Annotated in this window: 22 protein-coding genes; 14 read left to right on the top strand and 8 right to left on the bottom strand. The window is 63.3% G+C overall.

Annotation, left to right across the window (positions count from 1 at the left end; translation table 11 throughout):
- Nucleotides 1-9 precede the first annotated feature (9 nt).
- The 3 genes from CDV44_RS12225 (at nucleotide 10) to CDV44_RS12215 (ending at nucleotide 2,608) form a co-directional block, all read left to right on the top strand.
- Nucleotides 10-771, top strand: a complete 762-nt coding sequence (locus CDV44_RS12225) for a hypothetical protein (protein ID WP_371328753.1) — start codon at nucleotides 10-12, stop codon at nucleotides 769-771.
- A 94-nt stretch (nucleotides 772-865) separates the two neighbouring features.
- Nucleotides 866-2,047, top strand: a complete 1,182-nt coding sequence (dinB, locus tag CDV44_RS12220) for a DNA polymerase IV (RefSeq protein WP_087688267.1) — start codon at nucleotides 866-868, stop codon at nucleotides 2,045-2,047.
- 51 nt (nucleotides 2,048-2,098) lie between these two features.
- Nucleotides 2,099-2,608, top strand: a complete 510-nt coding sequence (locus CDV44_RS12215; protein WP_087688266.1) for an MgtC/SapB family protein — start codon at nucleotides 2,099-2,101, stop codon at nucleotides 2,606-2,608.
- A 348-nt stretch (nucleotides 2,609-2,956) separates the two neighbouring features.
- Here the strand turns inward: CDV44_RS12215 and CDV44_RS27790 are convergent, their stop codons facing one another.
- Nucleotides 2,957-3,421 carry a hypothetical protein gene (locus CDV44_RS27790; RefSeq protein WP_141118723.1) on the bottom strand — a complete coding sequence of 155 codons (465 nt, stop codon included), beginning with the start codon at nucleotides 3,419-3,421 and terminating at the stop codon, nucleotides 2,957-2,959.
- Nucleotides 3,422-3,522: 101 nt separating this feature from the next.
- Here CDV44_RS27790 and CDV44_RS12205 point away from each other — a divergent pair, with 101 nt between their 5' ends.
- Entirely contained in the window at nucleotides 3,523-5,040 is a 1,518-nt protein-coding gene (locus CDV44_RS12205; protein ID WP_087688264.1) for a deoxyribodipyrimidine photo-lyase, read from the top strand.
- A gap of 348 nt (nucleotides 5,041-5,388) precedes the next feature.
- Here the strand turns inward: CDV44_RS12205 and CDV44_RS12200 are convergent, their stop codons facing one another.
- From CDV44_RS12200 to CDV44_RS12190, 3 genes are all read right to left on the bottom strand, one after another.
- A complete protein-coding gene (locus tag CDV44_RS12200; RefSeq protein WP_170935963.1) occupies nucleotides 5,389-6,318 on the bottom strand; it encodes an urea transporter in 930 nt (309 codons plus the stop codon).
- Nucleotides 6,319-6,639: 321 nt separating this feature from the next.
- Nucleotides 6,640-8,358 (bottom strand): glutamine--tRNA ligase/YqeY domain fusion protein, encoded by a 1,719-nt coding sequence (locus tag CDV44_RS12195; protein ID WP_087688262.1) that lies wholly within the window; start codon nucleotides 8,356-8,358, stop codon nucleotides 6,640-6,642.
- Nucleotides 8,359-8,561: 203 nt separating this feature from the next.
- Complete coding sequence (locus CDV44_RS12190; RefSeq protein ID WP_058379451.1) at nucleotides 8,562-8,741, bottom strand: hypothetical protein; 180 nt, start codon at nucleotides 8,739-8,741, stop codon at nucleotides 8,562-8,564.
- 137 nt (nucleotides 8,742-8,878) lie between these two features.
- Here CDV44_RS12190 and CDV44_RS12185 point away from each other — a divergent pair, with 137 nt between their 5' ends.
- The 9 genes from CDV44_RS12185 (at nucleotide 8,879) to CDV44_RS12145 (ending at nucleotide 19,699) form a co-directional block, all read left to right on the top strand.
- Nucleotides 8,879-9,394, top strand: a complete 516-nt coding sequence (locus CDV44_RS12185) for a hypothetical protein (RefSeq protein WP_087688261.1) — start codon at nucleotides 8,879-8,881, stop codon at nucleotides 9,392-9,394.
- 630 nt (nucleotides 9,395-10,024) lie between these two features.
- A complete protein-coding gene (locus CDV44_RS12180; protein ID WP_058379449.1) occupies nucleotides 10,025-10,258 on the top strand; it encodes a hypothetical protein in 234 nt (77 codons plus the stop codon).
- Nucleotides 10,259-10,348: 90 nt separating this feature from the next.
- The gene (locus CDV44_RS12175) at nucleotides 10,349-10,834 is read left to right on the top strand and encodes a GNAT family N-acetyltransferase (RefSeq protein ID WP_087688260.1); all 486 of its coding nucleotides are present in this window, start codon (nucleotides 10,349-10,351) and stop codon (nucleotides 10,832-10,834) included.
- Nucleotides 10,835-10,995: 161 nt separating this feature from the next.
- Nucleotides 10,996-12,933 (top strand): ATP-binding cassette domain-containing protein, encoded by a 1,938-nt coding sequence (locus CDV44_RS12170; protein ID WP_087688259.1) that lies wholly within the window; start codon nucleotides 10,996-10,998, stop codon nucleotides 12,931-12,933.
- 294 nt (nucleotides 12,934-13,227) lie between these two features.
- On the top strand, nucleotides 13,228-15,207 hold the full coding sequence (locus CDV44_RS12165; protein WP_087688258.1) for a DNA topoisomerase IV subunit B: 1,980 nt from the start codon (nucleotides 13,228-13,230) through the stop codon (nucleotides 15,205-15,207).
- Nucleotides 15,208-15,330: 123 nt separating this feature from the next.
- Nucleotides 15,331-15,783, top strand: a complete 453-nt coding sequence (locus tag CDV44_RS12160) for a DUF4399 domain-containing protein (RefSeq protein WP_170935962.1) — start codon at nucleotides 15,331-15,333, stop codon at nucleotides 15,781-15,783.
- Nucleotides 15,784-15,877: 94 nt separating this feature from the next.
- On the top strand, nucleotides 15,878-16,720 hold the full coding sequence (locus CDV44_RS12155; RefSeq protein ID WP_249277515.1) for a lytic transglycosylase domain-containing protein: 843 nt from the start codon (nucleotides 15,878-15,880) through the stop codon (nucleotides 16,718-16,720).
- A 177-nt stretch (nucleotides 16,721-16,897) separates the two neighbouring features.
- A complete protein-coding gene (gene parC, locus CDV44_RS12150) occupies nucleotides 16,898-19,234 on the top strand; it encodes a DNA topoisomerase IV subunit A (RefSeq protein ID WP_087688256.1) in 2,337 nt (778 codons plus the stop codon).
- Between the two features lie 12 nt (nucleotides 19,235-19,246).
- Entirely contained in the window at nucleotides 19,247-19,699 is a 453-nt protein-coding gene (locus tag CDV44_RS12145) for a CopD family protein (protein ID WP_058379444.1), read from the top strand.
- Here the strand turns inward: CDV44_RS12145 and CDV44_RS12140 are convergent.
- A complete protein-coding gene (locus CDV44_RS12140; RefSeq protein WP_087688255.1) occupies nucleotides 19,668-20,615 on the bottom strand; it encodes a LysR substrate-binding domain-containing protein in 948 nt (315 codons plus the stop codon). The two genes, CDV44_RS12145 and CDV44_RS12140, sit on opposite strands and share 32 nt — an antisense overlap.
- A 122-nt stretch (nucleotides 20,616-20,737) precedes the next feature.
- On the opposite strand from CDV44_RS12140, the gene CDV44_RS12135 reads away from it, so the two are divergent.
- Nucleotides 20,738-22,003 (top strand): MFS transporter, encoded by a 1,266-nt coding sequence (locus tag CDV44_RS12135; RefSeq protein WP_087688254.1) that lies wholly within the window; start codon nucleotides 20,738-20,740, stop codon nucleotides 22,001-22,003.
- A 107-nt stretch (nucleotides 22,004-22,110) separates the two neighbouring features.
- Here the strand turns inward: CDV44_RS12135 and CDV44_RS12130 are convergent, their stop codons facing one another.
- The 3 genes from CDV44_RS12130 to CDV44_RS12120 form a co-directional block, all read right to left on the bottom strand.
- Nucleotides 22,111-22,566 (bottom strand): RidA family protein, encoded by a 456-nt coding sequence (locus tag CDV44_RS12130; RefSeq protein ID WP_087688253.1) that lies wholly within the window; start codon nucleotides 22,564-22,566, stop codon nucleotides 22,111-22,113.
- Between the two features lie 59 nt (nucleotides 22,567-22,625).
- Nucleotides 22,626-23,816, bottom strand: a complete 1,191-nt coding sequence (locus CDV44_RS12125) for a PLP-dependent aminotransferase family protein (RefSeq protein WP_087688252.1) — start codon at nucleotides 23,814-23,816, stop codon at nucleotides 22,626-22,628.
- Nucleotides 23,817-23,984: 168 nt separating this feature from the next.
- Complete coding sequence (locus CDV44_RS12120; RefSeq protein WP_058379440.1) at nucleotides 23,985-24,881, bottom strand: DMT family transporter; 897 nt, start codon at nucleotides 24,879-24,881, stop codon at nucleotides 23,985-23,987.
- Between the last annotated feature and the right edge of the window lie 83 nt (nucleotides 24,882-24,964).

Genomic DNA, 24,964 nt, shown 5'->3' with positions numbered 1-24,964 from the left:
AACCCGCCCATGATTCGATTGCCTGACTTCGACACCCTGCGCAAGACACGTCGCCTGGCCTGCGTCGTTGCGATGACTTCGCTGTGTGGCGCCTGCGCGTCGTATCAGGAGTCCCCTGTCGATCACGGTAAGGTGCGCTCCACGTCAATGACGACGGCCGACCTTGCGCAGACCGACATCAACCGTATGGCGACCCTCGGCATGCGGGCCAATCTCGAGAGTCTCTACCTGCTGGCCGACAAGCTCTACAAGCGCAACCCGCGCGAATGGCGCAAGAGCGGTGCCGCCACGCAAGCGCAAGCGATGGTGCAACTGCGTGCGGCGGTCGAAGGGCGGCGCAATCTGGCGGAGTTGAAAGACTTGCGTGACGTCAGGGCGCTGTCGCGCTCCCTCGATCCGGCGTTTGATGGCGATCGCGTGGCTGCCTTCGTCTTCAGCTTGTCGGACACGATCATCACGGCGCACGGCGGCAGCACGGTGTTCTATCTGAGCGACGGTCTCGAAGCGCAACGTATCTACAACGCCGCGCGCAATGTGGAAATCGCCGCGTGGCTGCTGGCCAGCCGTCGCGATCTGGCCGGACGGCCGCTGCTGCTCGCCAATGAAGTGGCCGATGTGACCAACGTGAGCTTCGAGCGTGAATTCGGCAAGATCATCGGCCGGCTGGATCTGCTCGCCGAGATGCTCGACGAGAAGTACCGGCGGGCAGGCATCGGCTATGTGCAAAACCTGCTCGGTGCGCAGTTTCTTCAGTTCCTGCCGGTGAGGTAGCGGTGGTTGGCAGTGGCATCTCGGAGATGTGCCTCATAGGCTGCGATAAATGGGTGAATGCTGTATATTTGCACAGTGTTTTCTGCCCATATCCATGCTGCCCCTCACACGCAAAATCATTCACTGCGACGCCGATTGCTTCTATGCCTCGGTCGAGATGCGTGACGATCCGTCGTTGCGGGGCATTCCATTGGCGGTGGGCGGGCAGCCCGATCAGCGCGGTGTCATCGCCACCTGCAACTACGAGGCCCGCGCGTTCGGCGTGCGCTCCGCCATGCCGTCGGCACAGGCGGTCAAGCTTTGCCCCGATCTGCGCATCATTGCGCCGACGATGGAGCGGTATCGCGAAGCGTCGCAACGCATCATGGCGATCTACCGCGATTACACCGATCTGGTCGAACCGCTCTCGCTTGACGAGGCTTATCTGGACGTCACGGATAGCGAGCGATGCGAGGGGTCTGCCACGTTGATCGCCCGCGAGATTCGGGCGCGCATCTCGGCGGAGGTCGGGCTGACGGTGTCCGCTGGCGTGGCCCCGAATAAATTCATTGCGAAGATTGCCAGCGACTGGCGCAAGCCGGACGGCATGTTCGTGGTGCGCCCGGCCGAGATCGACGCCTTTGTTGCCGCGCTGCCGGTCGAGCGGCTGTTCGGTGTCGGGAAGGTCACGGCCGAGAAACTGCGTGCGCTTGGCGTGGATTCCTGCGGCGATCTTCGCAACCACTCGCTCACGGAGCTGACCGAGCGTTTCGGCGTGTTTGGTCAGCGTCTGCATGAGCGCTGCCGGGGTATCGATACGCGGGAAGTGACGCCTGACCGGGAGCGAAAATCGATCAGCGTGGAAACGACCTACACGCGCGACCTTCGGACGCTGGCCGATTGCGAGGCGGCATTCGAGCCGCTGATGCGCCAGTTGCACGAGCGGATTGCACGCGCACGACGCGGCGAACCGGTCGCCATTGCCAAAGTTTTCGTCAAGGTGCGCTTCGCAGATTTTTCTCGTACGACCGCTGAGGCGGGAGCGCTTGGTGTCGACCCCAAGCAATGCCGCCAGCTACTCGCCGAAGCGGTGGGGCGCCGTCGTCGCCCGGTGCGTCTGATGGGTGTCGGTGTGCGTCTGTTGGAAGCGCAGGCAGCCCGTCAGCTGCGATTGTTCGACGACTGGGACGATGTGCCTGTCACGGTGCAGGAGGCGAATGCCGGGAGCACCGGAAATGCAGGTCACGCAGAAGGCGCGGCGAACTCGGTGAACTCAGGGGACGCAGCAAGCGCATAAGCGCGCCATAATGCTGCATCACACTTGCGTACGCGGGTAGGGAGAAAGCGGATGACGGAGATCATCGAAGTGACGTTGCGGCTCACGGCCGCCTTGTTGTTGGGCGGTCTGGTCGGACTCAACCGCAACTTGCATCACAAATCGGTGGGGTTGCGCACGCTCGCCATCGTCTCGTTTGGCTCGGCGCTGTTCGTGCTGGCCGTGGTGCCGTTCCCCGGTTCTGACGTCGCGACCGACGCATCGTCGGTGGGGCGCGTCGTGCAAGGCATCGTTGCGGGTATCGGTTTTCTGGGTGCGGGGTGCATCGTGCGCTCGGGGCGCAGTGCCAACGTGCATGGCTTCACCACGGCGGCCGCGCTCTGGAGTACGACCGGCATCGGCATCATCTGCGGGCTGGGGCGCTGGCACATCGCACTCGTGGCGATGGTGCTGCTGCTTATCGTGCTGGCGGTCGGCGGGCGAATCGAAGCCCTCGCACACCGCTGGCTGGGCCACGACGATCCATCGCCGGAGGCGGCTGCCGGGGACGCGTCGGCGCCGCGTGGGCCCGACGGCAAGTGACTTCCATCTGACGTCTGGAAAAGATGCACATCGCGCCCCCCTTGCAAAGGATGCGGCGGACAAATTCCTGCGGATACCGAAGAAAAATGCCCGCCGAAGCGGGCAAATGACGTTGTCGCAGTACCCCCAAAAGGACGTAAGAGGGCGATTTCATTTTGGTCAACCGAGTACCGTTCGCCAATCGGGGCTTGCCCGATTAGGGAAAGCACGCTCGGGAGAACGCTTATGCGGCGGGTAGCGGCAACGAACGGCTGTTTGGGGGTGCCTTCCACTGATTGGCGTTTGCCAATTCAACGTGGCTCAGCCCGGTGACCCAGCTCGATGGCCCGGCACCGTCCCCGAATCCCATCACTGAAGTGCACGTAACTCCGTGGCACGGGCCCGCGCCACGCGTTGGCCGTCGGCTTGTAGCGTAGCTGTCGCGGCGTCGGCTTGTTGTGCTGCGTCGGTGGCCGTTGTGTAGGTCACGATGGCGGCCTGCCGCTCACGCCGGAATCGCTCGGTGATAGGCGCACATTCGACGGCCGCTTCGTCGGCAAGCCGAACCGGATCGGGCACCAGATTGACGTAGCGCGCGACGTGTCCGTACAAACAAGTCCGGTACTGATCTGCGGCCGCGTTGGCGGCGGCCAGATGGCGCTCACGCAAGGTGGCGGCATCGGGAGCAGGCTGGGTGGCCTTTGACGCCGCTGGCGGTGCTTTCGATGGCGTGGCGCAGCCGGCGAGCAAGCTGGCGACAAGGAGGAGGGCAGAGGGGAAGGCAGCAAGCCGGCCCGCGCGAGCGCAGGCCAAAGTCGGAAACGTCCGAGACATGAGGTAATCGACGCCGATGGCATAAAGTCCGCGATGCCGCTATGGTACGGGATTTGACGGACCAAACCGATACCGGCACGAGAGTGTCGCGCCGATCTGACATGACTGAATTTCAAAAGGGACTGGTGTGGTTGCGGCGAGACTTGCGCTGCACCGACAACGCGACGCTGGCGCAAGCCTTGGCGACGTGCGGACAGGTTTATGTCGTGTTCGTGTTCGACACGGCGATTCTGTCGGGACTGCCGCGCGATGACCGGCGGGTGGCATTCATCCATGAGAGCGTCGCGGCGCTGTCGCAAAGCGTTGAAGCCGCTGGCGGGGCACTGATCGTGCGTCACGGTGACCCGGTCGACGTGATTCCGTCACTGGCGCAGTCACTTGGCGTACAGGTGGTATTCGCAGGACGAGACTATGAGCCGGACGCCGTGACGCGCGACCGTCAGGTCAGCCGGTTACTGGACGACGCGGACATTGGTTTCGAGCACGTCAAGGATCAGGTCGTCTTCGAGATGAATGAGGTGCTGACGGCGCAGGGCGAGCCCTACAGCGTCTTCACGCCTTACCAGCGGGCGTGGCTCAAGCAGGTGCGACCTGTCGATCTCGCGCCCCATGGCCGTCGCGCCGACATGCAGCGGCTGGCGGCGCCCGGGTCGATTTCCGGGGATGCGGCGTCGGAGGCAACCACCGAGATCCCGTCGCTGGCCGAACTGGGCTTCGACGTGCCTGCTGAGCGCCGCATGGCGATCCCGGCGGGCGAGGCCGGTGCCCGGCAACTGCTCGACGACTTCCTGCCGCGCATGGCGCATTACCGCGAACGCCGTGACTATCCGGCGGTACGCGGGCCGAGCTATCTCTCCGTGCATCTGCGTTTCGGCACCGTTTCCATCCGCACGCTCGCCCGCGAAGCGCACGCCGCCATGCTCCGGGGCGGCGATGCCGGCGCGGGCGCACAGACATGGCTGAGCGAGCTGATCTGGCGTGAGTTCTACTTCATGATCCTGCATCACCATCCGGAAGTGGTCGGCAACGCGTTCAAGCCCGCCTATGACGCGATTCAATGGGCGACGGGGCCGGCGGCGGACGACGATTTCGAGGCGTGGTGCGAGGGGCGCACGGGCTATCCGCTGGTGGATGCCGCGATGCGTCAGATCAACCAGACGGGGTACATGCATAACCGTTTGCGCATGGTCGTGGCGAGCTTTCTGGTGAAGGATCTGGGGATCGACTGGCGACGCGGCGAGGCGTATTTCGCGCTGGTGCTCAATGATTTCGAACTGGCCGCGAACAACGGCGGCTGGCAGTGGGCCGCCTCGACGGGGTGCGACGCGCAGCCTTACTTCCGCATTTTCAACCCGGTGACCCAGTCGGAGAAATTCGATCCACAGGGGCGCTTTATCCGTAAATACGTGCCGGAACTGGCCAACCTGTCCGACAAGGCCATTCATGCGCCCTGGCGCGTCGACGCGTCGGTGCTGGCGCTCGCCAAAGTCGAACTTGGCCGCGACTATCCTCAGCCGCGCGTGGCGCACGATGTGGCGCGCAAGGAAACGCTCGCACGCTATGCAGTGGTCAAAACGCCTGCGACGTCGGAGGGCAATGCGGAGGATGAGTCTGACTGAGGCCAGCGCCGAACACACGCAGTCGAATTTACGTATATTTCCTCATATATTGGCGTATACCCCGGTCAACTTTCTTCACGCTCATCCGTTGATACAGGTAAGACACGAAAGAGGTCTGGGCTTCGGTAGCGAGCGGAAACGTCGGGGGGCGTTTGCCATTGCCTCCGGTGTCAGGGAGGAAGCAGAGCAAGACGGATGGAAGTGCTCGGAATACGAGCGAGGGCAGGCCAAAACCACACTACGGGGAAGCTAAACACCTTTGCCGCATAGATGGCAGCTTCGAATCACGGGGTTAGCGACAAGCGAGTGCCCGGAACCTTACGGTTTCGGGCTTTTTTTTGCCTGCGCTCAAGGCCGCAAGGAGGCTTCAGCGTCGTGGGGCCGAGGGTGTCGGGGCGAAGGGCTGCCGGCCCGCGTGACGGCAAGCAACGTCCACACCGCAAGGTTGAACGGCAGCGTGAAATACGGCCAGCCGAGTGGCCCGAGCAGGGCACCCAGAACAACACAGAACAAGCCGGCAAGGGCAGCCCCCGCCAGACGCACACCCGGGCGGCGATGGAAGACGCCCAGCCCGAGTGCCGCCAGAAACCCATTCACACCGATGCCGCCCGCTTGCCCTGCCAACGCGGTCCAATGCTGCGCCAGTAGCGCGATGCCCAGCCATACCACCACGCCCGCAGCCAGCGCCCAGACCGTCGCACGGGCGTTCCACAGGGCCAGTACGTACCAAGTGAGCAAGCCGAGTACCAGCGGGGCGACGAACACGACCTGACCGACGGAACAGAAGACGAAGCCCGGCGTGCCCGTATCGCAGGCGAGTGCCCCCGTGCGCGGCAGTAGCCCGAGCCACGGCTGCATCGCCCACGACAGGGCCATGACGGCGACGAAGGGGCCGGTGAGTGCCGGCAGTCGGTGGCGGACGAGTTCGGCGGATGCGATGACCGTCAGGCACACGCACACCGACAGCCACACGGCCGACGTGAGGTCGGGTTGCCACAGGGCGCCGAACGCGATGCCCGTCAACGCGGCGTTGTAGCCGAACAAACCGCTGCGCCGGGCGTCACGCGGCAAACGCAGGACCAGCGAGACGAGCGATGCACCCACACTGGCCGCCAGCCCCGCGAGCGCAGCCGGACGATCGGCAAGCATGAGTACGGCAAACAGCAGCAGGCCGATGCCTGCCGACGGAATGAAGTAAATCTGCGCGAAGTTGGCCGTCAGACCGTGGAGTTCGGCAACCAGCCAGCGGTATGGGGCGAGGGCGCGTGACTCGGCCATAGGCGCGGCTGGAGAAGGCGGCGCAGAAAGCGGCACGGGAAACGACGGTGAGCGGGACGGTGGCATGCGGCGGCTCGTGCGATGAGTGCGATGTCATTGGCCAGCGAGGGGCAGTGGCAGCAAGCCGCCGCGAAATCCGGCGAATTGCACTGAACTGCGCCAGCCATTGGACGATTGGCGCGAGCTTACGCCGAACGCCCCGCCCGCAGCGCATCCGTTCGTTATACTCCGTATCAGGTGTTCAGGAATATCGGGCCCAAAAACACAAAACCCGCGTACGACGACGCGGGTTTTGCTTGAAACGAGTGGCGTTCAGCGAACTTACTTGCCGCCGCCCTTGGCCGGCTTGACGGCCCAGCTGTCCTTGAGCGACACGATCCGGTTGAACACCGGCTTGCCGGGTGCCGAGTCGTGACGATCGGCCACAAAGTAGCCGTGGCGCTCGAACTGCACGCGGTCTTCCGGCGCCACGTTCAGCAGCCCCGGTTCGACATAGGCTTGCGTCACGCGCTTGGCGTTCGGGTTGATCGCGTCGAGGAAGTTCTTATCGCCGGCATCCGGGTTCGGATCGATGAACAGACGATCATAGATGCGCACTTCGGCACCCAGCGCATGCAGTGCACTCACCCAGTGGATGTTGCCCTTGACCTTGTAGTTGTCAGCGCCCGGGGTGCCCGAACGGCTGTCTTCAAAGTAGTTGCAATGCACGGCAGTCACGTTGCCGTCGGCATCGGTGTCGAAGCCCGTGCATTCGACGACGTAGCCGTAGCGCAGACGCACCTTGTTGCCCGGGAACAGGCGGAAGAAGCCCTTGACCGGCTCGGCCTGGAAGTCTTCGCGCTCGATCCACAGCTCGCGCGAGATCGGGAACGTGCGCATGCCGCGCTCCGGGAAGTGCGGGTGCACAGGGGCGTGGCAGTCTTCCTGCTGGCCTTCCGGATAGTTGTCGATGATGAGCTTGAGCGGGTCGAGCACGGCCGTGGCGCGCGGCGCCTTCGGGTCGAGGTCATCGCGCAACGCGCCTTCGAGAATGCTCATGTCGATCCATGAGGCCGACTTGGCCACGCCAATGCGATCGCAGAACAATTGCAGGCTTTCCGGCGAGAAGCCACGGCGGCGCAGGCCGACGAGGGTGGGCATGCGCGGATCGTCCCAGCCGTCGACGTGCTTTTCGTCGACCAGTTGGCGCAGCTTGCGCTTGCTGGTGATCGCGTAGGTCAGTTGCAGACGCGCGAATTCGATCTGTTGCGGCATCGGGCGCGTGAACATGCCCGCGTCGGCCAACTCGCCGAGCACCCAGTCGTAGAACGGACGCTGATCTTCGAATTCCAGCGTGCACAGGCTGTGCGTGATGTTCTCGATGGCATCTTCGAGCGGGTGCGCATAGGTGTACATCGGATAGATGCACCACGCGTCGCCCGTACGGTGGTGATGGGCGTGACGAATACGGTAGATGGCCGGATCGCGCAGATTGATGTTCGGCGACGCCATGTCGATCTTGGCGCGCAGCACGTGCGTGCCGTCGGCGAACTCGCCCGCGCGCATGCGGCGGAACAGGTCGAGATTCTCTTCGACGGTGCGATTGCGGAACGGCGAATCCTTGCCCGGCTCGGTCAGCGAGCCGCGATTGGCGCGCATGTCCTCGAAGCTCTGGCTGTCGACGTAGGCCTTGCCGCGCTGAATCAGCGTCTCGGCGCCCTGATAGAGCGTCTCGAAGTAGTCGCTGGCGAAGTACAGGTGTTCCTTGCCCGGGGTGTCGTAGCTGAAGCCCAGCCACTTCACCATCTCGATGATGGAGTCGACGTATTCGGTCTCTTCCTTCTCGGGGTTGGTGTCGTCAAAGCGCAGATGGCACACGCCATCGTAGTCGCGCGCCATGCCGAAGTTCACGCAGATCGCCTTGGCGTGACCGATGTGGAGGTAGCCGTTCGGCTCCGGCGGGAAGCGCGTCTCGACGCGCTGGCCCCATTTGCCCGAGCGGTTGTCTTCGTCAATGATGTTGCGGATGAAATTGGATGCCGCTGTCAGCTCTGTGCTCATGCCAGTCCAGTGTTCGGAATTTGCCGAATATTCTACCGTACCGCACTGCACCACGGGCGAGCGTCGACTCGCGTGATACGCGTTATTCGCCAGTGAGGTGCGGCATCTTGCAAAAAGAACTGCCGCTCGCGCGGCAGTCAGGGTGTTGTCTGGCCGAAATCAGGCCATTTAAGTCAGATCGCTGAAGTCGGCGATCCGCGCGCTCAGGAGGACGAGCGCTGGGGCCAGTTGGCGTAGGAGAGCAGCCAGAGAGAAATGATGTTGACCACCGGAATGAAGGCCAGCACCGTGAACCACGGTGAAAAGCCCAGCCGGGTCAGAATGCGCCAGACGGGAACGCCAACGAGCACGATAGCGACGAGCAAGCCGATGAGACTGGACATACGATATCTCCCCGAAAGTCCCCGCCGACGGCGGGCGTGAGGCCAAGTATATAGCGGCTGGGCCCGCCACTGCGCCCAGATTGTCCTATCCTGAAAACACTGCCGGCCGCCGCTGGCGGTCCTTCCGGGAGGACATCATGGAACTGCACCTCCACTCGCACCGCTATACGCATCGGTCGCCCGACTGGGCCGCCGCAGCGGTCGCCGGCTTTGTCGCCTGCGCTTTCTTCTCCGCCGTCGAAATGCTCATGGTCCTGCTGGTCTCCGGCCAGAGCCCATGGGTGCCCCCGCGCATGGTCGCCGCGATCGTGCTCGGCCCGGGCATTCTGTCGCTGCCCGCAACCTTCGACGTGTCGATCGTCGCCATGGCACTGATGGTGCATGCGGCCATCGGCGTGGTCCTCGGGGTGGTGCTCGGCGCCATCATCGCGCCGTTCCGGCTCGATTCGGACGTGCCCACGGTCGCTATCGCCGGCGGGGTGTTCGGTCTGGTCGTCTACGCCGTGAATTTCTACGTGATGACGCAACTGTTCCCGTGGTTCATCGAATCCCGCACGTGGATGATGGTGGTGGGGCACGTGGTCTTCGGGGCGTTCGCGGGCTACATGTACTGGGTGTTGGCGAAAATCGACGATCGCGCGCCAACGCCGTAGGGTTCACGCGCTTTGGTGCGCTGCCGTTAAAATTCTGATATCATTCGCCATCTGCATTTATCCGTCCGTCAATTTCGGGCGCGCCAATGCAGTCTCCAGTGGCATGAGATGCCGGGCATCGCCCGGCAACGGCAGGTTCGCGACACGATAATCACTACACAGATGTGTCGCGTGTTCCCAGTCCGTTACATGCCAACTTGAACGTCAGGTGTGTCAGATCTGACGCTCAGCCGCTGTCCCTGGAGGGATGGCAGGCACCGATCCCCGAAACAGGAAGTTTGCCAGGGTCACCCCGCGCGCTTTGCGTGGCGTTGATACGCGTCAATGCGTTCTCCCGCCGTGCCAGGCATGCTTGGCGTACCCGTCCTAGCGATCGTTCGATCCACGCAATCCATGCGATCGACAGGTTTCTCAACGCGCCCATGACATCGTCATGAGACGTCGAAGCCGGTCGACGTGTAGCTACAGTGACAAGTCAGTCACTGAAATGTCGCGTGTTTGTCATATTCGACCGCTAGGCTGCGTGCACTTCACGGAAACATTTGTGCGAGTTTGCACTCTCATCACCGTAAGCCGATTCGAGAGGGATTATTTATCAGTTATATTTTTTGCAGTAAGAAGGAAACCAAAATGAAAACAACGCAATATCAAGAATTCCAGTACAGCGTCCATGCCGTGGAGCGTGACAACGCCCGCTGGGACGCGTTCTACGAGATTCACCGCCCGACCGGGCATGGCATGGAGAAAGTGGGCGCGTATCAAGTTCAGACCGCTTACGGCTTCGCCACCCAAGGCTTCGCCCTCGATGACGCCGAACGCAATGCGCGTGCCGACATCGAGCAAGGCATCGTCTACTATCAGTAAAACTCCCATCCCCTGTGTGACCGACGGCATCGCCGCGCTGCGACGGTGCTATAGTCCCGGCTTTCGCAAAGCAAGGCTGGAGAGTCGGCAATGGAATGGATGTGCAAGTCGTTCGACGAGTTGGGCGGCACACTGCTTTACCGCGTGCTGGCCGCACGTAACGCGGTATTCGTGGTCGAGCAGAACTGCCCGTATCAGGATATCGATGGACGCGACATCCACAGCCTGCACCTGATTGCCCAGGTGCGCGATGCCGAAGCACAGCCGCAAATTGCTGCCTATTTGCGCTTGCTGCCGCCGGGGCTGGCTTACGACGAAGCGTCGATCGGCCGTGTCATCACGGCAGCGTCGCATCGCGGAACGGGTCTTGGGCGCGAGTTGCTCGCCCGGGCCATCGCGATTGCCGACGTGCAGTGGCCCGATGCCCCGCTGCGCATTGGCGCGCAGGCGCATCTGGAAGCGTTTTACGGCGGATTCGGCTTCGTCAAGGCGAGCGAGCCTTACGACGAAGACGGCATCATGCATATCGAGATGCTGCGCGCGCCGGCCAGTGCGTCGGCGAGCCATCCGGATTGAGTAACCTAAGTAACTTGAATAACGTTAAGCACGTCAGTGCATAAGTACGTTGTGTGAGTCAGGCGCACGAAGCGACACTCATCGACGTACTCTCACCGGCGCCGGGCGTTCGCGCCCGGCACTACAATACCTTCCATCGCAGTTCACCCGTTTCCCGACACATGGCTTTGTATTCCATCACCGGCGCCCAATTGGCGTTCGGCCACGTGGCATTGCTCGACAATGCCGATTTCTCGCTTGAAGCGGGTGAGCGCGTCGGTCTGATCGGCCGTAACGGCGCCGGCAAGTCGTCGTTGCTCAAGATTGTCGCGGGACTGACCGCGCCCGACGACGGTCTGATTGCGCGCCAGGGCACGCTCAACACGGTCTACGTGCCGCAGGAACCCGAGTTCGACCCCGAGCAATCGGTGTTTGACGCCGTGGCGCAGGGTCTTGGCGAGATGCACGGCGTGCTCTCCGATTACGAACGCACCGTCGACGCGCTGGGCGTCGTGACTGAGGGTGCCGAACACGACGATTTGCTCGCCCATCTCATGGCGCTGCAGTCGTCGCTGGACGCTTCCGACGGATGGCAACTCAAGACGCGCGTGGAAACCACCATCGCGCAACTCGGCCTCGACGGGCATGCCCGCGTGGGCGCGCTCTCGGGCGGTATGCAAAAGCGTGTGTCGCTCGCACAAGCGTGGGTCGCCAAGCCCGACGTGCTGCTGCTCGACGAGCCGACCAACCACCTGGACTTCGACGCCATTCGCTGGCTGGAAGAGCTGTTGATCGGCTTTCGCGGCGCATTGTTCTTCATCACCCACGATCGAAGCTTCCTCGACCGCGTTGCCACGCGCATCGTCGAACTCGACCGCGGCCGTCTGCTTTCGTACCCGGGCAACTTCACGCAGTATCAGGAACGCAAGGCCGCGCAGCTTGAAATAGAACGCGTGGAAAACGACAAGTTCGACAAGCTGCTGGCGCAAGAAGAAGTGTGGATTCGCAAGGGCGTGGAAGCGCGCCGCACGCGTAGCGTGTCGCGTATCGAGCGGCTGAAAGCGATGCGCACCGAACGTGCCGGACGTCGCGAGACGCAAGGCAATGTGCGCATGGAAGTCGGTCAGGCCGACCGGTCCGGCAAGATCGTGGCCGAGTTGACCAACGTGAGCAAGTCGTACGGCGATCGCGCGATCGTGCGCGACTTCACGGCGACGCTCATGCGCGGTGACAAGGTCGGGCTGGTCGGACAGAACGGTGCCGGCAAGACGACGCTGCTCAAGCTGATTCTCGGGCAGATCTCGCCGGACAGCGGCGAGATTCGCGTGGGCACGAACATGCAGGTGGCGTACTTCGATCAAATGCGCGCGCAGCTTGACCCGGAGAAGAGCCTGCTCGACACGATCAGCCCGGGCAGCGAGTGGATCGAAATCAACGGCGCCCGCAAGCACGTGATGAGCTATCTTGGCGACTTCCTGTTCTCGCCGGAACGTGCCCGTTCGCCGGTGAAGTCGCTTTCCGGCGGTGAGCGCAACCGTCTGTTGCTCGCCCGTCTGTTTGCGCGTCCGGCCAACGTGCTGGTGCTCGACGAACCGACCAACGACCTCGACATCCCGACCCTCGAACTGCTCGAAGAACTGCTTGAGGACTACAGCGGCACGGTGTTCCTCGTGAGCCATGACCGCACGTTCCTCGACAACGTGGTGACGTCGGTGATTGCGGCGGAAGGCGACGGTAACTGGCGCGAATACGTGGGCGGTTTCTCCGACTGGCAAGTGCAGCGCGAGCGCTCGCTGTCCATGGCCGCGCAACGCGCACCGGCGGCAGAGGCGACGAAAGACACCGCAAAAGACGCACCCGCCGCCGCCAAGCGCACCAGCAAGGTCAAGCTGAGTTACAAGGAACAGCGCGAACTCGATGGTCTGCCCGAGCGCATCGCAGCGCTCGAAGTGGAGCAGAAAGACGCCACCGCGAAGCTCGCAGACGGCTCGGTCTTTGTGAAAGATCCGGCTGCGGGTGCGGCGCTGTCCGAACGTTGCGAAGCGATTGAACTGGCGTTGCTCGAAGCGCTCGAACGCTGGGAAGTGCTCGAAGCCAAGCAACGCGGCGACGACGCTTGAGCGTTCACGTGACGCGTCACGCTGACGCGTTACGAGTGACAGTACAATAGGCCGCGATCCATTGGACGCGGCCCTGTTCTTTTCAGGCGCGCCATGCCGAATGCCATGGCTGCCTGACGTGGAGGAAGGCTCATTTGATAGCGAGTGAGCCGACAGGGTTGCCTAATAAGTGGGCGCGGCAATGCAAGTGATTGATCCAGCGTCACTTTTCTCATGTGTTAATGGGTTTTCCCCGTGGTTGTCCACAGCTTGTGTGGATAAGCGCCGGGCGTCGTACCCCAATTCAGTCACACTATGTCGAAAAAAAACACGCCTGCCCAATACAGCGAAGCTTCCATCAAGGTTCTGAAAGGACTTGAGCCGGTCAAGCAGCGCCCGGGCATGTACACCCGCACCGAGAATCCGCTGCACATCATTCAGGAAGTCATCGACAACGCGTCGGATGAGGCGTTGGGTGGCTTCGGCAGACAGATTCTCGTGACGCTGCACAAGGATGGCTCGGTCAGCGTCGAAGACGACGGCCGGGGCATTCCCGTCGGCATTCACCCGGAAGAAGGCGTCCCGGTCGTGGAGATTGTGTTCACGCGTCTGCACGCCGGCGGCAAGTTCGATAAGGCAGCCGGCGGCGCTTACACGTTCTCGGGCGGTCTGCACGGCGTGGGCGTCTCGGTGACGAACGCGCTCGCTACGCGACTTGCGGTTACCGTGTGGCGCGACGGCCAGGTCTCGGATCTCGAGTTCGCCGATGGCGGCAATGTCAGCGTCGCGCTGCATTCGCGGGCCGCACAACGTGGCGAGAAGAAAAGCGGTACGCGCGTCACGGTCTGGCCGGATACCAAATACTTCGACAGCCCGACGTTGCCGTTGAGCGAGTTGCAGCGTCTGCTGCGCTCGAAGGCCGTGCTGCTGCCGGGCGTGCGCGTCACGCTGCGTCAGGAGAAAAACGGTGACGAGCAAACGTGGTTCTACGAGCATGGTCTGCGTGGCTATCTGGTCGAATCGCTGAACGGTGCCGAGCCGTTGATTCCGTTGTTCGAAGGCGAGCGTTTTGCTGACGGCAGCGAAGACAGCTTCGCCGAAGGCGAGGGCGCTGCGTGGGTCGTGGCGTGGACCGAAGACGGCGCGCAGGTGCGCGAGTCGTACGTCAACCTGATCCCGACGCCCGCGGGCGGCACGCACGAATCCGGTTTGCGCGAAGGCCTGTTTCAAGCGGTGCGCGGTTTCATCGAGTTGCACAACCTTCAACCGAAGGGCGTGAAGCTGCTGCCGGAAGACGTCTTCTCGCGCGTGTCGTTCGTGCTCTCGGCGAAGGTGCTCGATCCGCAATTTCAGGGCCAGATCAAGGAGCGCCTGAACAGCCGCGATGCCGTGCGCCTCGTGTCGTCATTCACGCGTCCGGCGCTGGAGCTGTGGCTCAATCATCACGTCGAGCACGGCAAGAAGCTCGCCGAACTCGTGATCCGTCAGGCACAGGCGCGTACGCGCGCCGGCCAGAAGATCGAGAAGAAGAAGAGCTCCGGCGTGGCCGTGCTGCCCGGCAAGCTCACCGATTGCGAAACCGAAGACATCACGCGCAATGAACTGTTTCTGGTCGAGGGCGACTCGGCCGGTGGTTCGGCGAAGATGGGACGCGACAAGGAATTCCAGGCGATTCTGCCGTTGCGCGGCAAGGTCCTCAACACGTGGGAGACCGAGCGCGACAGGCTCTTCGCGAACAACGAAGTGCACGATATCGCGGTGGCCATCGGCGTCGATCCGCACGGCCCGAACGATACGCCGGACCTGTCGAATCTGCGCTACGGCAAGATCTGCATCTTGTCGGACGCCGACGTCGACGGCTCGCACATTCAGGTGCTGTTGCTCACACTGTTCTTCCGTCACTTCCCGCAACTGATTGCGACGGGGCACGTGTATGTGGCGCGCCCGCCGCTGTATCGCGTCGATGCACCCGCTCGTGGCAAGAAGCCCGCGCAAAAGCTCTACGCGCTGGACGAGGGCGAACTCGAAGCCATTCTCGACAAGCTGCGCAAAGATGGCGTGAAGGAGTCGGCGTGGTCGATCAGCCGTTTCAAGGGGCTGGGCGAAATGAGTGCCGAGCAGTTGTGGGAAACCACGATGAACCCCGACACGCGGCGTCTGAGTCCGGTCGCGCTGGGGGCGCTCGATTTCGACGCGACCGTGTCGCGCATGAACATGCTCATGGGCAAGGGCGAGGCGGCACAGCGCCGCAGCTGGCTCGAAGCCAAGGGCAACGAAGTCGAAGCCGACATCTGACGGTCGGTTTTGGTGTTACGTACGCTGGACGGTGCGCTCAGGCCAGCAGGCCTGTCCGCCCGATCGGCGTGAGTGCCCACATAGTGGGATAATCCACCTTTCACCCATACCGGGAGTCACGTTATGTTGCGTTCTATGCGTTTCAGCGTGCGTCACATTGCCGTGCCGATGTTGCTTCTCGGCGCCAGCGCCGCGGCTTCTGCACAGTCCGCCCAGCCGGTCCAGCCGGCACCGGGCGCGCGTGTCTTCTTCGTCACGCCGAAGGATGGTGCGACGGTGACCAACCCGGTCGTGGTCAAGTTCGGCGTCGAGGGGATGGCGATCAAGCCGGCGGGCGACATGTCGCCTAACACCGGCCATCACCACCTCATCATCGACGGCGATCCGGTTCCCGCAGGTCAGGTTGTGCCGACTGACGACTCGCACCTGCACTTCGGCAAAGGCCAGACCGAGACGACTGTCAATCTGACGCCCGGCGATCACGTGTTGACGATGCAATTCGCCAACGGGGCGCACCAGTCGTATGGTCCGGCGATGAGCCAGACAATCAAGGTGCATGCCAAAGGTCAACAATAGTTTTCGCTCGATGGCGCACCGCTTGGCACTCCGGGGGATTCCCAGTGTCAACGCCGTGCGCCGATGGTTCTCTCTGCGGCCGATCGCAGGGCGTGTGCTGGCAGCACTGCTGCTGACGGCGGCGCCGCTTGCTCACGCCGATCTGTACGGCTACGTGGATGAGAACGGTGTGGCGCATCTGGCCGCACGCAAACTCGATGCGCGCTTTCGTCTCGTCGTGAGCTCCGGTGCCAATGCCGATCTGCGCATTGCACAGGGTGAAGCCCAGACCGGACTCGTGAGTGGTGCAGACCGCTCGCGCCTCTACGACGCCCTCGCGCGTCATCCCAACTTGCGTAAGCTCGCGCCGGTCATCGCGCAGGCGGCGGATCGTTTTCATGTCGACGCGGCGTTGCTCAAGGCTGTGATTGCGGCCGAATCGGGCTTTGACAGCGATGCGGTGTCGCCCAAGGGGGCCGTCGGACTCATGCAGGTGTTGCCCGCGACGGGCGAGCGCTACGGCGTACGTGCCGATGCCCGCCGGACGGTCGCGGACAAGCTCACCGATCCGCGAACGAATGTGTTAACGGGGGCGCGTTACTTGCGTGATCTACAGGCGCGCTATCCCGATCGTCTTGAACTGGTCCTCGCGTCGTACAACGCGGGCGAGGGCGCCGTTGCAAGGCATGCCGATCAGATTCCGCCGTACGCGGAGACGCAAAGTTACGTGGCAGCCGTGCTCGAACTTTATCGGCGCTTCAACCCGGACGCACCAGCGTCGGGTGGCGGCACGCTGAAGACCGGGGTGCCGGGCGGGCACGCCAATATCAGCGGCTCGCGCAATGGCCGGATTCACGTCATTTTGGGCGCACCGCAGGGCCTGCCCGTCGTGCCCGCGACGCTGCCTAACGCGCAGTTGCCGGCACCAGTGCTGCCGTCGGTGCCGACGACGGATTGACGCCCTTCATCACTCGGCTGTCCTGACACACGCGCTTCACTCAATTTCACCTAATTCGCAGGTCCGCTTTGTCATTCGGCAGTGTTTTTGCCGAAATGTACCAGTGAGCTTGGTATTATCTGGCGTCAACGTGTAACCGAACTCTCGCCAAACGTTCGCAGCAAACCCACAGGTTTTATGGAACAAGTAGAAGATCTCTTTTCAACGCCGTCCGATGACGACACGCTGACGCTCGGCAACTACGCCGAACGTGCCTATCTCGACTACGCGATTAGCGTGGTTAAAGGCCGCGCACTGCCGGATGTGTGCGACGGTCAGAAGCCGGTACAACGCCGCATCCTGTTCGCGATGAACGAGATGGGCCTTGCCTCCGATGCCAAGCCCGTGAAGTCGGCCCGCGTGGTCGGCGACGTGCTCGGTAAATTTCACCCGCATGGCGACCAGTCTGCGTACGACGCACTGGTGCGCCTTGCACAGAATTTCTCGATGCGCTACCCGCTTATCGACGGGCAGGGCAACTTCGGTTCGCGCGACGGCGACGGTGCCGCCGCGATGCGATACACCGAAGCGCGCCTGACGCCGATCGCGCGACTGCTGCTCGACGAGATCGATGCCGGTACGGTCGATTTCGTGCCGAACTATGACGGCTCGACCGAAGAGCCGCGTCTGTTGCCGGCACGTCTGCCGTTCGTGCTGCTCAATGGCGCGTCGGGTATTGCCGTGGGCTTGGCAACGGAAATTCCGTCGCACAATCTGCGCGAAGTGGCCTCGGCCGCGGTCGCGCTGATTCGTAACCCCAAGCTCGACGACGCCGAGCTGATGACCCATGTGCAGGGCCCGGACTTCCCCGGCGGCGGTCAACTGATCTCCAGTCCGGCGGAAATTCGTGCGGCCTACGACAGCGGACGCGGCAGCCTCAAGGTGCGTGCGCGCTGGAAAATCGAAGAGATGGCGCGCGGCCAGTGGCAGGCGGTGGTGTACGAATTGCCGCCCAACACGTCGGGTCAGAAGGTGCTCGAAGAAATCGAGGAAATCACCAACCCGAAGGTCAAGCTCGGCAAGAAGTCGCTTACGCCCGAGCAGCAAACGCTCAAGCAGTCGGTGCTCGCGATGCTCGATACCGTGCGCGACGAGTCGGGCAAGGACGCACCGGTGCGACTGGTGTTCGAGCCGAAGTCGAGCCGCATCGACCAGCAGGAATTCATCACGATGCTGCTCGCGCACACGAGCCTGGAGTCGAGCGCATCGGTCAATCTGGTGATGGTCGGCGCCGATGGCCGCCCGGGACAGAAGTCGCTGCGCGACATCATTACCGAGTGGATCGGCTTCCGTTTCGAGACGGTCACGCGCCGCTCGCGTCATCGTCTGAACAAGGTGGACGACCGCATCCATATTCTCGAAGGCCGCATGATTGTCTTCCTGAATATCGACGAGGTCATCCGGATCATTCGCGAGGCGGATGAACCGAAGTCGGCGCTGATGAGCGCGTTCAAGCTGAGCGAGCGTCAGGCGGACGACATTCTCGAAATCCGGCTGCGCCAGTTGGCGCGCATGGAATCGATCAAGATCGAACAGGAACTCGCGTCGTTGCGCGACGAGAAGGCGAAGCTCGAAGAGCTGCTGGCCAACGACAGCACGATGAAGCGCCTGATCATCAAGGAAATCGAAACCGACGCGAAGCAGTTCGGCGACGATCGCCGCACGCTGATTCAGGAAGAAAAACGTGCCGTGGCCGAGGCCCGTGTCGTCGACGAGCCGGTGACGGTCGTGGTGTCGGCCAAGGGCTGGGTGCGTGCGCTCAAGGGCCACGGGCTCGATGCGCAGGGCTTTACGTTCAAGCAGGGCGACTCGCTTTACGGCACCTTCGAATGCCGCACGGTCGACCCGTTTATCGCGTGGGGCAGCAACGGCCGCGTGTATTCCGTGGCAGTCGCGCAGTTGCCGGGCGGTCGTGGCGACGGTGTGCCGCTGACCTCGCTGATCGAACTCGAATCGGGTTCGCGTCTGTTGCACTACTACGCCGCATCGGCTGACCAGCAACTGCTGCTCGCGACCACCAACGGCTTCGGATTCTCGACGAAGCTGGGCGATATGGTGAGCCGTCTGAAGGCGGGTAAATCGTTCATGACGATCGACGAAGGGGCCGAACCGCTGGCGCCGACGCCGATCTTCGCGGGGGCAAGCGCCGTCGCGTGTCTGTCGAGCGATGGCCGCCTGCTGGTGTTCGGCATGGACGAAATGAAGTCGCTCTCGGGCGGTGGCCGTGGCGTCACGTTGATCGGTCTCGATGCCAAGCAGACGCTGGTGTCGGCGGTGCCGATCAGCGAGGCCGGCGTGACCGTTCACGGGTTGGTACGGGGTGGCAAGACGCAGTCCGAGACGCTCTCGGGTGCTGCGCTCGCGCCGAACATCGGCAAGCGCGCCCGCAAGGGCCGTGCGCCGGCGGTGAAATTCTCGACCTTTACGGCGCGCTCGCTGGAGCCGGTGTTGCCGGCCGCGCCTTCGGCATCCTGACGGGAGTCACCTATGAGCGTTTATGCCTTCAGTCTGTTCCTGCATTTGGTGAGCGTCGTCGTGTGGGTCGGCGGCATGTTCTTCGCGCTGGCGTGTCTGCGTCCGGCGTCGCTGGACCTGCCGCCACAGCAGCGCCTGCCGTTATGGGAGGCGGCGCTCTCGAAGTTTCTGACGTGGGTGGGCGTCGCCATCGTGGTGATCCTGCTCTCGGGCGGACACATGATGCTCGGCATGGGTGGGCTGCATGCCCGCTGGCCGGTGCACGCCATGGCGGGTATCGGCGTGCTGATGATGCTGGTCTACGGCCACATCCGCTTTGCGCTGTTTCCGCGTCTGCAACGTGCCGTGCAGGCGCAGTCGTGGCCCGATGGCGCAGCGGCGGTCAATGGTGTGCGCCGGCTCGTGATTCTCAATCTCGTGCTCGGCGTGGTCGTCATCGGCCTGGCGGCGTCGCTGCGCGGGTGAGCGTGTCACCTTGCTTCGCCTGAGCGCCGGCCACGTCGTGGCACATCGCGACGAACGCCTGCACTAACGGGCTGGCATCGTCGCGACGCTTGGCAAGCAGCAAGGGCGTGCGGGCGTCGGCTTCGGCCAGGTCCATGAAGCGCGCCCCTTCAATCTGGATACAGCGCACGGCGGCGGGTAACACCGCCACGCCGAGGCCGCTGGCCGCGAGCGCGACGATGGTCGTCGACTCGCGCGCTTCCTGCACAACGCGCGGCGTGAAACCCGCGCGTTCGCACATCTGGCGTATCTTGCCGTCGACGGCCGTGCCCACATCGGGCGGATGCATGATGAACGGTTCGCCGGCCAGATCGGCCATCGAAATTTGCGCGCGTCCCGCCAGCGCATGTCCCTGATGCATCACCACCAGCAGCGCTTCGTCCACCAGCGTCTCGAAACTGAGCCCGGACACCCCGGCGGCGTCGTCGGCGCGGCGTAGCAGCCCGATGTCCAGCGTGCGCTCGCCCAATGCATCGAGTTGCCGCTCGGAGGGCGATTCGCTCAGCGTGAGCGTCACGCGCGGGTATTGCTGGCGGTAGCTGGTCAGCACTCGTTTCATCAGATTGGTCATCGGTGCCGACGTGGTGAACGCAATCCGCAACTCGCCCGCATCGACCCCGGCAATTTGCTGCACCTCCTGCCGCGCGGCATCCGCATCGGCCAGAATCTGCCGCGCCCGCACGAGGAACGTGCGGCCCGCCGTCGTCAAAAAGACACGCCGCTGCGTGCGCTCGAACAGCGTGACGCCGAGTTCGTCCTCCAAGGCCCGGATCTGCATCGACAACGGCGGCTGGCCGATGTTGAGCCTTGCCGCTGCCCGGCTGAAGTGCAGCTCTTCGGCGACGGTCACGAAGTAGCGAAGGTGACGCAGTTCCATAGGATTGATCTGTTTTATATATAGAAACGACGCTTAAATATATATTGGACGTGGGGTAAGCGCAAACCTATCATCGGCCTATACCCCCTCCCGAATTGGCTCCCCAAGAGGAAGCCAGCACCATGGCCTCTACGAATTCCCTTCCTCTGTCCCACGGCGCCGCAGCGGCGCAGACGGCTGCGCCCAAACTGCCCGCTGGCGTGTCGCGTGGCACTCGTGAATATGCAGTCATCAGCCGCGCGTTGTTCTTCGGCGGCTTTTCGACGTTCGCCCAGTTGTACTGCATGCAGTCGCTGCTGCCGTTGCTGACCACCACCTTCGGTATCACGCCGGCGCAGGCGAGCTGGTCGGTCTCCGCTGCCACGATGATGATGGCGCTCGGCCTGCTAGTGACCTGCGTGGCCGCCGATCGTGTCAGCCGCAAACGCATGATGACGATCGCGTTGCTCAGTTCGTCCGTGCTGACGCTTGCCAGTGCGTTTTCGACCAACTTCGAAACCATCGTGATTCTCGCGGCGCTCAAGGGGCTGGCGCTGTCGGGCCTGCCGGCCATTGCGATGGCGTATCTCAGCGAAGAGATCGATCAGCGCTCGCTGGGCATGTCGATGGGGCTGTATATCGGCGGCAACATTCTTGGCGGCATGGCCGGCCGTGTGATGGCGGCCTTCGTCGCCGATCTGTTCTCGTGGCGCGTGTCGGTCGCGATGATCGGTCTGGTGTGTCTGGCGATGGGGCTGGAGTTTGCCCGCAGCCTGCCGCACTCGCGCCGCTTCACACCGCGTCACATGACGGTGCGTGAAGCCATCGGGCATGCGCGCCGCCATCTGGCCGACCCGGCGCTGCTTGGCCTCTATCTGTTTGCGGGGCTGATGATGGGCAGCTTCGTGAGCGTGTACAACTATCTCGGCTTCCATCTGGCCGCCGCGCCGTTCCAGTTGCCGCATGCGGCCATCGGCGCGATCTTCACGATGTATCTGATCGGTGTGGTGGGCTCGTTCATCGCCGGGCCGCTGTCGGACCGGCTGGGCCGTGCCCGCTTGCTCTGGGCGCTGGTTGCGCTGGCATTCGTGGGACTGATCGTCATGCTGGCGCCGCAGGTGCTCGGTGTCGTCACCGGTCTGGCAATCTTCACGTTCGGCTTTTTCGGTGCGCACACGGTGGCCAGCAGCTGGGTGGGGCGCCGCGCAACCGAGGGACGCGCGATTGCTTCGGCGCTGTACCTGTTCTTCTACTACATCGGTTCGAGCCTGCTTGGCAGCTACTCGGGTGTGATGCTGCGTGCGCACGGCTGGCACGGTGTCGTGGCGTTGCTGAGCATTGCCGTCGTCATCTCGCTCGCCGTGGCGATCGCCATGCGGCGTGCTTACGGGAATACCAAGCCGGTGTGATGACTTCGGCGCTTGTGTAGCGCGACCGCATAACAAAACAGGCACCCGAGGGTGCCTGTTTTGTTTCCTGCTTGCTTGCTTGATTGCCTGCCTGACTTCTGTCCGGCTTAGGCCAGTTCGGCAATCAGTTCGATCTCGACGCAAGCGCCCAGCGGAATCTGCGCCACGCCGAATGCCGAGCGTGCGTGCTTGCCGGCATCGCCGAACACTTCGGCAATCAGTTCCGACGCGCCGTTGGTGACCAGATGCTGGTCGGTGAATTCCTGCGTGGAGTTCACCAGGCTCATCAGCTTCACGACGCGCTTGACCTTGTTCAGATCACCCGTGTGGGCGTGCAGCGTTGCGATCAGTTCGATGGCCACGGCGCGGGCGGCGGCCTTGCCGTCTTCCACGCTGACATCGTGGCCGAGCTTGCCGGTCCAAATCTTGCCGTCTTTCTTCGGCAGATGGCCCGACAGGAACACGGTGTTGCCGGTCTGCGCGCTCATCACGTAAGCGGCGGCGGGGGCGCCGGCGGTCGGCAGTTCGATACCCAGTTGCTTCAGTTTGTCGTAGACGGACATGTACGGCTTCCTTGCAAAGTCATTGAAACAGAGTCGTTGAAATCGACCCGGCAGCCAGCTCAGGCCGCGCGGCGCGTCAATGCGTCGGCGATCAGTGCGCCCAGACGTGAGACGCCCACTTCGATTTTCTCGGGCGGCACCGTCACGAACGACAGGCGCAACGTGTTCGACTGCGGTGTGCCGACGTAGAACGGCGCACCCGGCACGAAAGCCACATTCTGCGCGATCGCTTTTTCCAGCAACTGCATGGTGTCGATGCCGGCGGGCAATGTCAACCAGATGAACATGCCACCGGCGGGTGTGGTCCACGTGGCGTCCTTCGGCATGTGCTTCTCCAGCGACGCAAGCATCGCCTTGGCCTGTGCCGCATAAAGCGTGCGGATCGACGGGATGTGCGTCTCGAGAAAGCCGTCCTTGACCACTTCATAGGCGATGCGCTGCGTCACGCTCGGCGTGTGCAGGTCGGCCGCTTGCTTGGCCTGCACGAGCTTGGCGATGACGGGCTTCGGTCCGATGATGAAGCCCAGGCGGAGCCCCGGGGCCAGTACTTTCGAGAACGAGCCCATGTAGAGCACGTGATCGGGCGCCAGCGACATGAGGCTCGGCAGACGCTGGCCTTCGTAGTCGAGCTCGCCGTACGGATCGTCTTCGATGATGGCGAGACCCTCGCGTTTCGCGACGGCCGCCAGCGCTTCGCGGCGCGCCATCGGCAGGCGGCGTCCGGTCGGGTTCTGGAAGTTCGGCATCGCGTACAGGAAGCGGGCGCCGCGCACCAGTTCGGGCGTGAGCGCTTCCGGCAGCAGGCCGTGGTCGTCGGTGGGCACCGACACGTAGGTGGGCGCAAACAGCGAGAACGATTGCAGCGCGCCCAGATAGCTCGGGGCTTCGACAATCACGCGGCTGCCTTCGTCGATGAAGATCTTGCCGATCAGGTCGAGGCCTTGTTGCGAGCCGGTGGTGATGAGGACGTTGTCGGGCGTGACCGTATGGCCATCGCGCGAGTAGCGCTTCGCGATCCACTCGCGCAGCGGGGCGAAGCCTTCGGTGGCGCTGTATTGCAGCGCGGCTTGCGGCGACTCGGTCAGTACGCGCTCGGCGGCGGCGCGCATTTCGGCGACGGGGAACGTGGCGGGCGAGGGCAGGCCGCCAGCGAACGAAATGACATCGGGGCGTTCGGTGACCTTCAGAATTTCGCGGATCGCCGAGCTGGTCAGGTTGCGGGCACGTTCGGAATATTGCCAATCATGCATGATGGTCTCGCTTGGGTAAGGCGGCTGTCCGGCCGTCAAGATGGCGGGGCGTCGGTCGGAAAGGCCGCAAGTGTCAGGCGGTGCGGATGCCGGTCGCTTAGCGGCATGAGGCATCGCCTTGGGGGTAAGCGGTGTCCGGCGCAGGGGTCGCGCGCGCCGGACATCGCCTCAGACCGGTTTGCCCGTGAGTCGCGAGGCGCCGATCTTCATGTTCTTGCCGAGTGCAATGGTCAGGACGACGCCGGCAGCGAAGAGCCATGTCGCGGTGTCGACCTGTTCGCCGAAAAAGAGGGCGGACAGCGCAATCGTGAAGAAAATCTGAAGCAATTGTACTTGGCCCACGCGCGCGATTCCGCCCATGGCGAGACCCGCATACCACGCGAAAAAGCCGATGAACTGCGAGAACAGGGTGACGTAGGCGAAGGCGCCCCACGCGCGGCCGCTCACCGGCCACGGCTGCTGCCACGCGAGCCAGCCGACGGGCAGTGCCAGCACCGGGGCACAGACCACCAGCGCCCAGCAGATCACCTGCCAGCCACCCATCTCGCGGGCCAGCTTGCCGCCTTCGGCATAACCGAGCGCGCCGATGATCACGGCGAGCAGCATGAGGCCGTCAGCGGCGTGCAGTGTGCCGCCGCCGGCGCGCAGGGCGAAGGCGATGACGAGTGCACTGCCGAGCAGCGCGAAGACCCAGAAGCCGCGCGACGGGCGCTCACCGCCCAGCCAATAGGCGTAGATCGCCACGAAGAACGGTTGCAGGCCATTGACGACGGCGCCGTGCGAGGCGGGGATCGTCTTCATGGCCCACGCGGAGAACACCGGAAACGCCACGATCACGCCCAGCGAGGTGATCGCGAGGCTCTTCAATTGACGCTTGGTCGGCCACGGCTCGCGACGCCACCACAGCAGCGCACCCGCGAACACTGCGGCCACGAGCGCGCGGCCCAAACCGTTGAGCAGCGGGTTGACTTCGGCCACGACGATGCGCGTCATCGGCAAGGTCAGGCTGAAGATGAGCACGCCGATCAGTCCGATCAGCATGCCCCGTGATTCGCGCGAATTCATGGTGTCGCCTCTTTGTGTCTCTTTCTGGGGTACCGCCCGCCATGCGTTGTGCCGGGCGTTCGATAGGTTCAGTTCGAACCTGT

It is taken from the genome of Pandoraea sp. PE-S2R-1, from assembly GCF_002179865.1.
Taxonomy (GTDB): Bacteria; Pseudomonadota; Gammaproteobacteria; order Burkholderiales; family Burkholderiaceae; genus Pandoraea.
This window is presented reverse-complemented; position numbering and strand designations above follow the sequence as displayed.

What these genes read in the sequence shown, in the direction of transcription:
- CDV44_RS12225 (WP_371328753.1), top strand. Translation starts at nt 10, where the DNA reads ATGATTCGATTGCCTGACTTCGACACCCTGCGCAAGACACGTCGCCTG.
- dinB (WP_087688267.1), top strand. Translation starts at nt 866, where the DNA reads ATGCTGCCCCTCACACGCAAAATCATTCACTGCGACGCCGATTGCTTC.
- CDV44_RS12215 (WP_087688266.1), top strand. Translation starts at nt 2,099, where the DNA reads ATGACGGAGATCATCGAAGTGACGTTGCGGCTCACGGCCGCCTTGTTG.
- CDV44_RS27790 (WP_141118723.1), bottom strand. Translation starts at nt 3,421, where the DNA reads ATGTCTCGGACGTTTCCGACTTTGGCCTGCGCTCGCGCGGGCCGGCTT.
- CDV44_RS12205 (WP_087688264.1), top strand. Translation starts at nt 3,523, where the DNA reads ATGACTGAATTTCAAAAGGGACTGGTGTGGTTGCGGCGAGACTTGCGC.
- CDV44_RS12200 (WP_170935963.1), bottom strand. Translation starts at nt 6,318, where the DNA reads ATGGCCGAGTCACGCGCCCTCGCCCCATACCGCTGGCTGGTTGCCGAA.
- CDV44_RS12195 (WP_087688262.1), bottom strand. Translation starts at nt 8,358, where the DNA reads ATGAGCACAGAGCTGACAGCGGCATCCAATTTCATCCGCAACATCATT.
- CDV44_RS12190 (WP_058379451.1), bottom strand. Translation starts at nt 8,741, where the DNA reads ATGTCCAGTCTCATCGGCTTGCTCGTCGCTATCGTGCTCGTTGGCGTT.
- CDV44_RS12185 (WP_087688261.1), top strand. Translation starts at nt 8,879, where the DNA reads ATGGAACTGCACCTCCACTCGCACCGCTATACGCATCGGTCGCCCGAC.
- CDV44_RS12180 (WP_058379449.1), top strand. Translation starts at nt 10,025, where the DNA reads ATGAAAACAACGCAATATCAAGAATTCCAGTACAGCGTCCATGCCGTG.
- CDV44_RS12175 (WP_087688260.1), top strand. Translation starts at nt 10,349, where the DNA reads ATGGAATGGATGTGCAAGTCGTTCGACGAGTTGGGCGGCACACTGCTT.
- CDV44_RS12170 (WP_087688259.1), top strand. Translation starts at nt 10,996, where the DNA reads ATGGCTTTGTATTCCATCACCGGCGCCCAATTGGCGTTCGGCCACGTG.
- CDV44_RS12165 (WP_087688258.1), top strand. Translation starts at nt 13,228, where the DNA reads ATGTCGAAAAAAAACACGCCTGCCCAATACAGCGAAGCTTCCATCAAG.
- CDV44_RS12160 (WP_170935962.1), top strand. Translation starts at nt 15,331, where the DNA reads ATGTTGCGTTCTATGCGTTTCAGCGTGCGTCACATTGCCGTGCCGATG.
- parC (WP_087688256.1), top strand. Translation starts at nt 16,898, where the DNA reads ATGGAACAAGTAGAAGATCTCTTTTCAACGCCGTCCGATGACGACACG.
- CDV44_RS12145 (WP_058379444.1), top strand. Translation starts at nt 19,247, where the DNA reads ATGAGCGTTTATGCCTTCAGTCTGTTCCTGCATTTGGTGAGCGTCGTC.
- CDV44_RS12140 (WP_087688255.1), bottom strand. Translation starts at nt 20,615, where the DNA reads ATGGAACTGCGTCACCTTCGCTACTTCGTGACCGTCGCCGAAGAGCTG.
- CDV44_RS12135 (WP_087688254.1), top strand. Translation starts at nt 20,738, where the DNA reads ATGGCCTCTACGAATTCCCTTCCTCTGTCCCACGGCGCCGCAGCGGCG.
- CDV44_RS12130 (WP_087688253.1), bottom strand. Translation starts at nt 22,566, where the DNA reads ATGTCCGTCTACGACAAACTGAAGCAACTGGGTATCGAACTGCCGACC.
- CDV44_RS12125 (WP_087688252.1), bottom strand. Translation starts at nt 23,816, where the DNA reads ATGCATGATTGGCAATATTCCGAACGTGCCCGCAACCTGACCAGCTCG.
- CDV44_RS12120 (WP_058379440.1), bottom strand. Translation starts at nt 24,881, where the DNA reads ATGAATTCGCGCGAATCACGGGGCATGCTGATCGGACTGATCGGCGTG.